Below are 13573 nucleotides of genomic sequence, written 5' to 3'. Positions count from 1 at the left end.
TTATTAATGCTATAATTTCATTTTTTACTCAAATAATAATCAAGGTGCTTTTTATGGATTTGATTAGTTGATTCTGGTAAATTTTCTATTTTGCACAATTCACTTAAATTTTCAATTCTGGAACTATCAATTTCAGCTATCATTTCTTGTTCAAACGGATACGCTTTACCCATCATTTTTTTATCTTCTTCTGATAAATCGTTATTTTCACTTGTATGACATGGAGAATTAGCTCCAGATTTAAACATCCATTCAGGAAAGCTATAATGCATAATAGATTCAATATCATGTGCAGAATACTTATAGCCTGTACCCTGCTTAAGTTGTCTAAGATTATGATCTACTTTTGCCTTAGGCCAATAATTGGGAGGACCTCCTAAGTAATCATATAATTTTGGCCAGTCAAAATCACATTCAATATCTGGTGTTTGATGCTCATGATGAAATCCTAATGCATGACCAAATTCATGCAACACCGTTCCTTTCCAGTTACTTGGTAAGCGATTATTAAAACCTGATAGATTAAGAGTTATCTCACCTGGCTTTGCTATATTTATATCATCACTGTCAGTACCTACAAGAGACCAATAGCCACTATATTCAAAACCAATACGAATATGACTCGTGTCGTTTGCTGTCCATTGTCTATATTCGCGAGTGGAACTGTCAAGCCCAAAATCAAAAATAAGGTTACCATAGTTACTCCATTGGCTGGCTGTATCAGCAATTTTTTTATGAAGTTCTTTATTTCCGTCTTTAAAACTAACGGTTACTATACCTACTCTCCATAATTTAAGGTCTTCAAATACTAATTCTGCAACCTTTCCCTTTATATAGTCTGGTACATTAGTGTTTCTTAGTCTTTCTCTTCGTTCTAATCTTGCCTGAATTTTGTCTGGATAAGATTCAATTTGAAATTCACTTAGTTTCATTAGAATTAATTTTTTAGTGTTTTTTTATTTCTTTTTATTAAAAAAATTATAGGTTAAACCTATATAAAGTCCAGTTTCTACCCTTTCAACGGTATTTATTTCTGTTTGATCTACAGGCTGGAAATATCCAGCATTATCTTTCATGATTACATCAGATAAGGTTTTAATTTTTGAGAATGCAACGCCTACATTTAACCCTATAAACTTTTGTTCTCCAAATAATAAACTCAATCCTGTTAAGTATCTTAACTTTCCATCAAATGGAGATAATGATGCACCAATCCCTACACCTGCCATAAAGGATGGTGAAAACTTATAAGATAAATGACCTAAGGCACCAATTGAAACATCAAAATTTGCAATATCTTCTTTTATGACATTGTCAAATTCGGCATTACGATTGCTTAGATAGTATTTTGATTCTGATACATCTGAATAAATGAAACCCGATGTAAAATCGAATGACCAATTATTATAAATCTTAAAACTTAACTTATCTTCAAAAATTGTGTCATTTGTAAAGGTGTTTATTACTTGTAAATCAATTGATGTTAAATCTTTCACCCCTTTAAACGTCTTAATATTGATAAAATCTTTAGCCTTTAGCGACTTTAATAAAAACCCAAGTGCTTTTCGGTATGTCCCTTTGTCTATTAAAAGTTTGATATTTTTAAGTGTGGCATATTCACCATGAAGTATTTCTAATTTTGAATCAGTTAGGGGAATTTTCTCAAAATTGTGTTCATAACTTGTTAATGCACTCAATATAAATTGTTCTGAATTTTTTAATTGATTGACCAATTCTATATTAGACTTAAGTTTTAATTTCTGTTTAAGCATAGCAATTGCAATGGTATCATTTGGTTTAGGGTTGAATTTTGTTTTATCATAATACTCACTGCCAGTTGACCTTATAGATTCCAATTTGTCATAATGATGCATTGCAGTTAAAAAAAGATTCGTTTTATAGTTTGCGGTATCTATTTCAAAGGAATTCATAATATTGCTATTGGGTGTTCCGAGAAAAATAGGTTTTAGAATTTCAGGAATATCTGAAACATACTCATAAGCATTCAGTTCTTCGTTTACCTTTATATGTGAAGTATTAATGTCTACTAGCTTCAATAAATATTTATTGTTATGTACTAATTTTTTAGGTAAATCTTTTAGACTAACTTTTTTACTTATGGTATCATATTTAATTTGAATGGTATCTTGAGAATACAAAAATGTAGTGATACTAAAAATTAGAAAAATTAAACTAATCTTTTTTATATTCATAATTGATCGGTTTGGTTATATACAAAAAATGTTAGGCTTTAGTTAACACCAAAACATACCATGGATGGTAATTAATAAATTTTGCTATATCGTAATTGCTAATTGGGAGAATTAATCACTAAATATCAAGTGATTATGTAAATATAATAAAAATATTTTAATGTAACCTATTTCATACACTTTACGCTTCTTTTCTATACCTCGAATTGACTAAGTACAAGTTTGTCACATAAAAACATATTTATCCACAAACTCTACAAATAATATTTCTTCTTCAACCAAAACGACACGCGAACCAATAAAATTAAAGCAGGAACTTCTACTAAAGGCCCAATAACACCTGCAAAGGCTTGACCAGAATTAAGCCCAAAAACGGCTATGGCAACGGCAATGGCTAATTCAAAATTATTTCCGGCTGCTGTAAACGCTACCGAGGCGGTTTTGTTGTACTCTGCTCCTGTTGCTTTGGTTACAAAAAAGCCAATAATAAACATTAACGCAAAATAGATAAGTAAAGGCACTGCAATAATTAGAACGTCCATTGGAATTTGCACAATCAACTCGCCTTTTAGCGAGAACATCACTACAATAGTGAATAATAGCGCTATTAAGGTGATTGGAGAAATTTTTGGAATGAATGTATTTGTGTACCACTGCTCCCCTTTTAGTTTTACCAATATTAGTCGGCTTAAAATTCCCATAACAAACGGAATGCCCAAATAAATGGCAACACTTTCTGCAATGGTGGCGATAGAAATATCTACAATAGCGCCTTGAAACCCAAAATATGGTGGAAGAATGGTTATAAAAATCCATGCATAAAAACTGTATGCAAACACTTGAAAAATACTGTTTAAGGCTACCAAACCTGCGCCATATTCGCTACTTCCTTCGGCGAGGTCGTTCCATACCAAAACCATAGCAATACAACGTGCTAAACCAATTAAGATTAAACCTACCATATACTCAGGATAATCTCGTAAAAAGGTAATGGCTAACACAAACATTAAAACCGGACCTATTACCCAATTTAGAATAAGAGAAATGGATAAGATTTTGGTGTTTCTAAACACTTTTGGTAACAAAGCATAATTAACTTTTGCCAACGGTGGATACATCATTAATATTAAACCAATAGCTATGGGAATATTGGTTGTTCCGCTACTAAAGGCGTTTATAATGTTTGGGAATGTTGGTATAAAATAACCAAGTGCCACACCAATAGCCATAGCTACAAATATCCACAGCGTTAGATTTCTGTCGAGGAAACTTAATTTTTTTGGCGCCATTTTTATGAGTTTATTTGAGAGAACACATATAATAATTCGGTTGCTATTTGCAGGCTTCTTTCGTTGTATTTTTCTGCCTGTTGTGGTGTGTTATCAAAGGCTTTTGGGTCTTTAAACGTTATAGGAACGCGTTTTTCTGCACCTGGAACAAATGGGCAAGCTTCGTTAGCTGAATCGCAAGTCATAATAGCCACAAACTCAGATTTTGGATTAAAATCATCATCTAATTTTTTAGAAAACCCAATAATAGGATGCGCGTTCTGTGCATATTTAATGCTGTAAATAGGATTGTTGCCTTCTGAAATGGTTTTAACCTGAAAACCAGAATTTTGTAAAGTTTGTGCAACCATAGGGAAAAGTGCTGTAGTTTCTGTGCCTCCTGAATAACAAAACACATTTTTAATATTAAAATAGCTAGCCATGGTTTGTGCCCAAACTTGAGATAAATGACTTCTTCGTGAATTGTGTGTACAGATAAAGTTGATACGAATGTCTTGGTTTTTTGAAACTTTAGATTGAATGAAATCGATTAGCGGTTGTAAAACGTCTTTACGCTCGACAGAAATAGTTTTGGGATTTAAACTTTTGATAAGATTATCAATATCTTGAAAAAGCTCTGTTTTGGTAGTTATCATTTTGGTTTTGGTTTTATTGTGATTAATTAGAGTATTGTTTAACAGCAATCTTCATTATTAGAAATATCTTGATTTAGAAATTCTAACATAGTTGCTTTCATTTTTGTCCAATTTGTGGTGTTGATACAATAGCAAACGCTTGTTCCTTCTACATTTCCTTTAATGAGTCCTAAATGTTTTAATTCTTTTAAATGTTGTGAAATGGTAGGTTGTGCTAAGCCAATTTCGTTAACTAAATCGCCACAATAGCAAGCATCTATTTTAAAAAGTTGCTGTAAAATAGCGACTCTTGCAGGATGCCCAAAGACTTTTGCAAACAATGATATTTCATTTTGCTGATCGGTAAACATTTCGGTTTTAGCTAATCCCATAATATTCTTTATTAGTTTATTGCAATATTACGATTAAGTAAAGAATAAAAAAATAATTTGTGGAGATTTTTAGTGTTAAGTTTTATTTAGAGTGAAATCTGCCTGATTAATATCATAGCTATTTTATAGTTAATAATTTAAATTTATTCTTGAACTTAGAAGAAATGGACGTTGGATTAAAGAGAATAAATACCTTATTAGTATTTGTACCTTTTGTTGGTATGTTCTTGTTTGTGTGTTTTTATTTTATTGCCAGTATGCAATATACAGGTGGTTCTTATGTATTTCCTAATCAAACTAATTTTAGCTTACAATACAATTATTTATGTGATTTGTTGGAAACCTATCAATTTGATGGAACACTCAATAAAGCACGTTTTTCGGCACGTATTGCATTAGCTATACTTTGTATAAGTATTATATTATTTTGGAAATTATTTCCTGAATTGTTTATAGTAAAAAGAAAAATGCAAGTTCTTATGCAAATTACTGGTATGCTATCTATGATTGTTTTGTTTTTTTTAGCTTCAGGAAATCATGATATTATTATCCGTATTGCTGGGATTTTTGGCACTATTGCCCATATAATAGCTTTATTTGAACTGTATAAAGAGCGTTATTTTAAACTAGTTTTATTTGGTGTATGCAGCCTAATCTTATTTTTAATCAATTACTATTTATATGAAACAGAGTTATTTTTAAATCTGTTACCAGTAATTCAAAAAATCACTTTTATTGTTTGTTTAAGTTGGTATGCTATATTAAATAGTTTGCTTTATAAACAGTTAAAATCCAACAATTAAACGTCACTTGCTCTCCAAGCTAGAGTTACATAATTAAGTGCATTTTAGGGTAAATGTTATCATTTAGTTTTAAAAGAAACTATAACATTTCTAAATGGTATAGAAACATGCCAACACGTACAATTGTATTTAAACACAACTTATAACGCATTGGCACTACAAACTCTATTTGCTATTAATCTAAGTCCTTATGCTCAGTAATTTTAATTGTTTTGCTTTTAGTGCCTTTGTTAATTTTTACTTTATATGAAACTACGGTAGGCTTATCTTTTTCATATTTTATACTGCAGTGTACGGCAATAATAGACCAACCTGGATAGGTTTTTAAAATATCTGCACTAAGGTTATTGGGCAAACGTATATCTTCAAATTTTTGATAACTACTAATTACTTCACCATCATGACCATAATGATTAGTAATAACATTGTTAGCTTCTTCAAAAACCACAGTATATGTTGCAGGAATATTAGGTGTATAAATTGAATTTGAAGTAATATCGTATTTAGAAACTACATCTTGAAAAGTAGTAATACGTTTAGAAACTTGATTGGAGATAATAGCATTAGTATTCGCTTTTTTAACCACTAAATAGTCACTAGTATTCGTGTTGTTAAAAGCCATTTGATTTTGAGAGAAAGTGAGGTTGGTAAGACCTAAAAAGATTAAACCTAAGAGACTCGTTTTCATAATATTGATTTTTAAGTTAGGGTTATGGATTAATTCCCGAATAATAATTTGGCTTGGTTTTGTATTATCCGGATGTTCTAATTTAGAAACAAATCTTATGAAAACTTATATATATACTATAGACAAATAATATACAAAACAACTTTTTTAATCTTGAAACACCAGTAAAATAAGGTGTTTTTAAAGTTTATAAACTTTGAATAAAATCGTCAAGATTATCATTTTTAGAAAGGCGTAATTTTTTTCTTAAGCGATATCTACTTGTATTTAAAGAAGAGACTGTTATATTTTGAAGCGTTGCAATTTCATGACTATCAATTTTTAATCGTATTAAAGAACACAATCGCTTTTCGGTTTTACTAAGGTCTGGAAATTTAGAATTTAACTCACTATAAAACGCATCACTTAATTTATCCAAACGCTCATAAAATGCTTTGGTATCTACATCAAACGAAATTTTATTGAGTATATCCTGTTCAAACTCGTCAAATAGTTTTTTGCGTTCGCGTCCTTTGGTACTTTTTAATTCATTTAATTTGGCGGCTAATGTTTTTGCCCATTCTTGATTATGATTCAGGTTAATTGCAAAATCAGATAAATCACGTTGTTTAGATTCTATTTCAGAATTCAGCTTTTCATTTTGTAATTCGGTAATTTGCTGTTTATTCCGTGCGTTTATAATGTGTTGCCTTCTACGCCAATATAATAAAACTAAAAAAGTTAAAATTGAAATTGAGGAAATTGAAATAATCCAGAGTTTTAATCGCTGGTTTTTAATCTGATTTTCTTTTTGCTGTTTTTCAATAATGTGTTTTGCTTTTAAACGCTCAAATGTGAGTTCACTTATGGTTGTTTCAATAGCGTTTTTTTTAGCGTTATTTATGGCTGTTAAACTATCTGATAAATGCCTTACCCTTTTAGCTAGTTGGTATGCGTCGTGCGTTTTGTTTTGAGCCAATAAAACACGCTCTTCAGCTTGTAAATACTGTAGTTTTGAAATAGGAAACCATATAGTTTTAGATGTAGAATCGTTAAGCATTTGGTGTATTTCAGCTAAAGTGTTTTTAGCAGTATTTATTTGCCCTAGATTTATAGCGGTGTTAGTCATTTGTGCACCAGCACTAACCAAGCGTTTGGAGTCTATACCAGAGTATTCTGGTACTAAAGAGGTTTTATAAAACTTAAAATTTTCGGCATATAAGGCATTAGCTTCTTCTACCTTACCTTGTTCTACATACACATCGGCAATATTATCGCGAATACTACCTAATAAATGATTATTCGGAAAATATTGCTTAGTAAGCTCGTAAGAAGCATTAAAATTTATTAAAGCTGAATCCAACTCCTTTTTGGTCCAATAAAAAAACAACCCATAGTTATTTATAGCAGAAGCATAATCAATATTGTGATTTTGCTGGGTGAGTTTAATATTTTTTTTATGTGTTAAACTAGCACTATCTAAATAGGAAACTTTAGCATATACATCGGCTAAAAAACCATAAGCTGATGAACTGTAATGTAAAAACATCGCTTTCTGCTCTTTATTTAAAAACTGTTTGTGTTTGTTGTAGTATTTAAAGTAAAGTTTATAGCGTTTAATAGCTTCTTTTGGTAAACCTATATACCTAAAATTATATGCTGTATTTTTATATTCTTCTAATACAAAAGCATGGTCGTGTGTTATGAGTTCCAGTAAATCTGTGAGTTGAAAATAATATGGCCAATAGGCTTCATCATTAAGTCCTATATTTTTAGTTTTTAAATCTTGTTTAAGCAGGTTGTATTTATTGTAAGCTTCTTCGCTAGTAAGTTGGTCTTGTGCATGAACACACGAAACCATGCATACTAAAATAAATAAAACATGTCTATACAGGCTCAATTTTAAGTTAAACTATAGGGTTGGTATACCAAATATAAAGGAATTAAAAGAGTTTATTAAATAATAATTTTTATAAGCGTCTTGCTATTAATGATTTAGATGATTTTTTTAAAAGGTTTAAAATAGCGTCTAATTCATTTTTTAATATTTATAATTATCACTAAGCCACAAACATTCAATTACTCTCCTACTGCATTGACTATTCTAAAACCAACTATCTTTTTACACCAACGTATCCTGCACATTTTTTGGTACGGGTTCGTAAGACGCAAATTCTGTTGTAAACGTAGCTTTACCTTGTGTTAGCGAGCGTAATTCAGTAGAAAAACCAAACAATTCGGCTTCTGGTGTTAAGCATTTTAATATTTGATATTGGTCTTTACTTTGTATACTTTGTATCAACGAACGACGTACTTGTAAGTCTGTCATAACATTACCTACCATATCTTCTGGCACTTTTACGGTTAAAAGCATTGTGGGTTCTAGTAGTTTTGGAGCAGCATTAACAAAGGCTTCTTTAAAGGCATGCGCGCCTGCTATTTTAAAGGAAATATCGTTAGAGTCTACCGCATGCATTTTTCCATCGTAAACCATAACACGTATGTCTCTGATATAAGAGCCTGTTAATGGGCCATTTTCCATGACTTCTAATATGCCTTTTTTTATAGATACTAAATATCGTGTATCTATAGCGCCACCAACTATGCAATTATAAAAAACAAGTTTACCTCCCCAAGGTAAATCCACCTCTTCCTTTCCTCTTATATTAAACCCTTCTGGTTCTTGCATACCTTCTATATAAGGTTCTATTTTTAAATGTACTTGTGCAAATTGCCCTGAACCACCAGATTGCTTTTTATGCCTATAGTTGGCCGTATTAGAGCGCTGTATGGTTTCACGATAGTTAATTTTTGGGCGCGAAAATATGGCTTCTACACCATAAGTGTTTTTAAGTGTCCAATCAATAGTAGCTAGATGCAACTCGCCTTGACAACCAATAACTTGTTGATTGAATTCTTTAGAGTATTTTAAAACTAATGTTGGGTCTTGGCTATGAATTTTTCTTATTGCCTCCATTAGTTTTTCTTCATGGTTTTTATTCTCTATACTAACGGCTTTAAATATTCTTGGTTGTGGATATTGAATGGGTTTTATGGTAATTTTTTCGTTGCCGCTATAGAGTGTATCGTTAATTTCTACATCTTTTAGTTTAATTGTAGCACCAATATCTCCAGCTGTTAACAAGTTAACATGGTCTCTTTTGTTACCGTCCATCATAAACAATTGATTTATGGTTAGAGTTTCGCCAGTTCTGGAATTAGTAAGTTTATCATTAATTTTTATTTCGCCAGATTTCACTTTAAAGAAACTTATTTGACCTACGTTAGGTAAAAACAGGTTTTTGAATACAAACAATACAGTTGGTGCTTTTTTAACCGATTTAATAATTTTTCCCTCTACGCTTTGTTCTGGTTTTAAATCGGAAGCTGCTGGAGCTACATTATCTATAAAACCCATTAACCGCCCAGTTCCCATATCTTTTAAGGCCGATACACAAAATACAGGGAATAAATCGTGGTTTAACATACCTGCTTTTATGCCTTTACGCATTTCGGCTTCGTTTAATGTGCCTTTTTCAAAATACAGATCTAATAACTCTTCATCATTTTCTGCAGCTTTTTCAATGAGTTCGTTGTGTAATTTATTTGCCTTTTCAATTTCGCTTTCAGGAATTTCTAATTTTTCTGGTTTTCCTCCTTCTTCTCCAAACTTATAGAGTTTCATTTTAAGCACATCTAAAATACACTGTGCTCCATCTATAACCATAGGATATTGAATTTTTACGGCGTTATTGCCTACCAAATTCTCAAGGCTTTTAAAACTTTCATCAAAGTTAGCATTTGGATGATCTATTTGATTGATAACAAACAACGTAGGTTTATTATACTTATCTATATAATTCCAAATAATTTCTGTACCAATTTCAACGCCTTGTTTAGCATCTAAAACAGTTACAATAGTATCAGACACTCTAATAGATGAAATTATTTCTCCTATAAAATCATCAAGACCTGGCGTATCTATAATGTTAATTTTATAGTTGCGCCATTCGGTATGTAGTGGCGTAGCATAAACAGAAGCTCCTCTATCATGTTCTATATCATGATAATCTGAAACAGTGTTTTTATTTTCAACAGAACCTCGTCTGTTAATCAATCCTGCCTCAAAGAGCATGGTTTCGGTGAGCGTTGTTTTACCACTATTGTGAGCACCAACAAACACTACATTTTTGATGTGTTTTTCGTCGAATATTTTCATTACAAAGCGTTTTTAGTCTGTTAAAATTACACAGATTAATATTTAAAAAACATGACCTCTGTTAGAAAATGAAAAATATTATTTTATTATTTTAAGGCTGATTAAAAACTTGTATGTTAATATGTTTCTTAAATTTATACACTTTATAAATGAATAGATTTTTTATATCATTTTACAAAACCTCCATCATTTTAACTTGTTCAACATAATCCATGACCAATAGATCAATTATTCCAAGTGTTTTTCTAATTTTTTTTCTAACCGTTTGCAATGTATTTGGAGTAGAAGCTCAAAACAAAAACGATATTTCACAAATACATACTTGGAAAATGATAGAGATTGTGCTTGAAGCTGAAAAAGAATATGATAATTATTATACTGATGTTACTTGTTGGGTAGATTTAGAAGGCCCCGATTTTTCTAAACGAATTTATGGTTTTTGGAACGGAGAGAATAACTTTATAGTTCGCATTGTGGCTACTAAAGCTGGACTTTGGACATGGAAAAGTGGTTCAAACATACCTGACGATAATGGATTAAATAACAATTCTGGATTATTTAAAGCTATTAATTGGACAGAAAAGGAAAAAGAACAAAACCCAAACAGACGTGGTTTTGTTAAAGCAACAGAAAACGGACATGCGTTACAATATGATGATGGTACGCCTTTTTTTATGGTTGGTGATACTTGGCTAGCCGGTAGCACATGGCGATTACCATATAGAAATGCAACTACTAGTGAAGATTATATTCCTGGACCTGGAATAGGTTTTGAAGATGCGGTTATTTATCGCAGCAATCAAGGTTACAATTCGGTAAGTATGATTGCGGCTTTCCCTAATTGGGATTCAGATAACAAACCAAGTACATTTGCAGATTCTAGTGGTGTGTTTTTAAGAAATGCTTGGGAAAAATTTGGTTATGATGTTTCAGAGTCTAATGGCATTGATGCCTCTGGTGGTTTAAGTTATTGGGGCACGCTAACAGCAAAAAATATGCGAGATGAATATGGAAATCTGCCTTTTGAGATGTCTAATGAACATAAAGGTGTTTCTAATTTTAATCGTATTAATCCAGAATATTTTAAAAGTCTGGACAAAAAAATGACTTATTTAAATGATCAAGGTTTTGTAGCTTTACTAGAAACCGTTAGAAGAGATGTAGGACCTTCATGGAAGGCTTATTATAATTTTAATGAAAGTTTTGCACGATATGTTCAATACCTTATGTCTCGTTATGGCGCTTACAATTTCATATTTAGTGGAATTCATTTAGATTGGATTCCTAAAGATTTCAGTCTCACTGCCGATGAATTTAATGAAGCTTTAACCTATCATTTAGAAACCTATGGACCAATGCCATTTGGTCAAATTCATACAACCTTAATAGACCGTTCTACATACAAAGCATTTGGGCATGATGAAGATTGCCCTTGGTTAACAATGCATAGTGTTGGTAATAAACCACGCGACCACCGTGTTACTACTGCTATAGATACACTTTTTAATCTCAGCCCTCCCTACCCTGCTATTAATTTTGAGCCGTATTACACAGGATGGAATCATTCTATTAATAAGCCAAATGGAGAGCGTCCACCAGCAAATTCTGAACGCGATAATTATTTTGCACGTGCGCAAATGTATGGGTCTGTATTTTCTGGTGCGTTATCGGGTCATGTGCATGGTACAGCTTCTTATGATATTACTACTACTGGAGAACCAGAAGGAGCACGTCCACATTTTTGGGAAGCACTTAAGTATGATTCGGGGCACTATATGCAGCATCTAAATACGTTTATAGGTTCTGAAGGAAAGCAATACCAATATTTAGAACCCGTGCAAAATGATATCATACCAAATAAAGCACAAAATAGTCCTGAAGCTGGTTTAGACGGATGGTCTTATATGATGCGAACACCAAATAAAGATTTTGCCTTGTTATATTTTGAAAATGAATCCGTTTTACCAGAATTAACAAACTTTAATCCTAATACATTTTATACGTTAACTTGGTTCAATCCAATTTCAGGACAATGGAAAAATCCTGTTTCTATTAAAACGAATAAAAAAGGGGTTTTGGTACTTCCAGAATTTCCAAACAAACAAAACCCAACAAAAACAGATTGGGCACTTAAAATAACTCAATAAACTAACTAAGATATTATCTAATGAAAAAAATATTTTTAATAATCGTTATGATGAGTACTACTATATGCCAATCTCAATTTATTGATTCTTTTGATAACCAAGGCATAAATGGATGGTTTACACTTACTGGAGATGGTAATGTATCAATTGATTTCATTCAAAAAGAGGAATATGCACGTATTTTAGTAGATGCTACAAAAGACAAGCATAATGTATGGTGGGCTTTAATTAAACGCGATGTTACTTCTTCACTTGATTTAGATAAATTAAAAAATCCTAATTTTGAATTAAGAGTTGAAGCCAAAATACGTGTTAGTCATGCACCTAAGCGTGTTAATTTTATGATTAATACACAAAGAACTACCAATTACCATAAACAATTACGGGAGTTTGATATACCTGACACAGAAGGTTGGCATACTATTAGCATGACTACAACCGATTTGGATGCTATTCCTGGAGATACACTTTATGTGCAACTGGCAGCAACCGATTGGGGATTAGACAAGTATTATGTTGATGTAGATTATTATCGTGCAGATATTATAAATGTAAACGAAGCTGAACCCGATAAAGGAGAACCATTAATTTACCACCCAGAAGTTGCTGACTTAAATACATTTGGTAACCATCTTGAAGTTGCACATGATGGTTTGATTAATACAGATTTCCCTGATGTGAATTTTAATGATTGGCATGTTAAAGAGCCAACAGGAGAAGCAAGAACATTAATGATTAATGCTAATCAATGGGCTATATTGCGTTGGGATTTTAAAAATTATAGAAATTCAAAAGCTAATGGTTCGGGGGTATTGGAATTAACAACGCAAAGTGTTTCCAAAGGAGGTAATTATGTTGATAAATATGGTGAAGACTTAGGTGTTGAATTTGGAAAAGTAAGAATAATTGAAATATTTGAAGGTAATCCTTTTTGGGATCAGCAATCAGTTACTTATAATAGTTTTATGAAGGGTAATACTTATTCAAATATTTTTAATACACAAATGATATTTGATACAGAAGTTTCTGAAGAAGCAGGTGGTAAAAACTTTATTACGCTTTCAAGACCGGTTATGCAACGTTTACTGGATGGAACAACCAAAGGAATTCTTATCCGTCCGTTAGGAGCTATTGATGCTTCTTTTTATGCTTCTGAAAATGAAAATGGTATTGTACCAAAATTATATTTTAATGTAATAGAGTGATTTATAGTATTATTAAAACTCAGT

General features: G+C 31.7%; 11 protein-coding genes. 3 read left to right on the top strand and 8 right to left on the bottom strand.

What is annotated here, in order from left to right; genetic code table 11:
* Positions 1-17 precede the first annotated feature (17 nt).
* The 5 genes from MBM09_RS09735 to MBM09_RS09715 all read right to left on the bottom strand — a co-directional run bounded on the left by MBM09_RS09735 (position 18) and on the right by MBM09_RS09715 (position 4508).
* On the bottom strand, positions 18-932 hold the full coding sequence (locus MBM09_RS09735; RefSeq protein WP_238673527.1) for a hypothetical protein: 915 nt from the start codon (positions 930-932) through the stop codon (positions 18-20).
* Positions 933-956: 24 nt separating this feature from the next.
* The gene (locus tag MBM09_RS09730) at positions 957-2213 is read right to left on the bottom strand and encodes a hypothetical protein (RefSeq protein WP_238673526.1); all 1257 of its coding nucleotides are present in this window, start codon (positions 2211-2213) and stop codon (positions 957-959) included.
* Positions 2214-2467: 254 nt separating this feature from the next.
* Positions 2468-3502, bottom strand: a complete 1035-nt coding sequence (arsB, locus tag MBM09_RS09725) for an ACR3 family arsenite efflux transporter (RefSeq protein WP_238673525.1) — start codon at positions 3500-3502, stop codon at positions 2468-2470.
* Positions 3503-3504: 2 nt separating this feature from the next.
* Complete coding sequence (locus MBM09_RS09720; RefSeq protein ID WP_238673524.1) at positions 3505-4137, bottom strand: low molecular weight phosphatase family protein; 633 nt, start codon at positions 4135-4137, stop codon at positions 3505-3507.
* A gap of 38 nt (positions 4138-4175) precedes the next feature.
* On the bottom strand, positions 4176-4508 hold the full coding sequence (locus MBM09_RS09715) for a helix-turn-helix transcriptional regulator (RefSeq protein WP_238673523.1): 333 nt from the start codon (positions 4506-4508) through the stop codon (positions 4176-4178).
* A gap of 149 nt (positions 4509-4657) precedes the next feature.
* On the opposite strand from MBM09_RS09715, the gene MBM09_RS09710 reads away from it, so the two are divergent.
* Complete coding sequence (locus MBM09_RS09710; RefSeq protein WP_238673522.1) at positions 4658-5311, top strand: hypothetical protein; 654 nt, start codon at positions 4658-4660, stop codon at positions 5309-5311.
* 175 nt (positions 5312-5486) lie between these two features.
* Here MBM09_RS09710 and MBM09_RS09705 read toward each other — a convergent pair whose 3' ends face one another.
* The 3 genes from MBM09_RS09705 to MBM09_RS09695 form a co-directional block, all read right to left on the bottom strand.
* Positions 5487-5999, bottom strand: coding sequence for a hypothetical protein (locus MBM09_RS09705; RefSeq protein ID WP_238673521.1), 513 nt, complete (start codon positions 5997-5999; stop codon positions 5487-5489).
* Positions 6000-6186: 187 nt separating this feature from the next.
* Positions 6187-7839 carry a tetratricopeptide repeat protein gene (locus tag MBM09_RS09700; protein ID WP_238673520.1) on the bottom strand — a complete coding sequence of 551 codons (1653 nt, stop codon included), beginning with the start codon at positions 7837-7839 and terminating at the stop codon, positions 6187-6189.
* A 261-nt stretch (positions 7840-8100) separates the two neighbouring features.
* Entirely contained in the window at positions 8101-10197 is a 2097-nt protein-coding gene (locus MBM09_RS09695) for a translation factor GTPase family protein (protein ID WP_238673519.1), read from the bottom strand.
* Positions 10198-10409: 212 nt separating this feature from the next.
* Here MBM09_RS09695 and MBM09_RS09690 point away from each other — a divergent pair, with 212 nt between their 5' ends.
* Positions 10410-12344 (top strand): DUF5060 domain-containing protein, encoded by a 1935-nt coding sequence (locus tag MBM09_RS09690; protein WP_238673518.1) that lies wholly within the window; start codon positions 10410-10412, stop codon positions 12342-12344.
* 20 nt (positions 12345-12364) lie between these two features.
* Entirely contained in the window at positions 12365-13549 is a 1185-nt protein-coding gene (locus tag MBM09_RS09685) for a hypothetical protein (protein WP_238673517.1), read from the top strand.
* The last annotated feature ends 24 nt before the right edge of the window (positions 13550-13573 follow it).

The sequence above is a fragment of the Flaviramulus sp. BrNp1-15 genome (assembly GCF_022259695.1).
Classification (GTDB): domain Bacteria; phylum Bacteroidota; class Bacteroidia; order Flavobacteriales; family Flavobacteriaceae; genus BrNp1-15.
The sequence above is the reverse complement of the archived record's forward strand: the minus strand, read 5'-3'. Positions and strand labels throughout refer to the sequence as shown.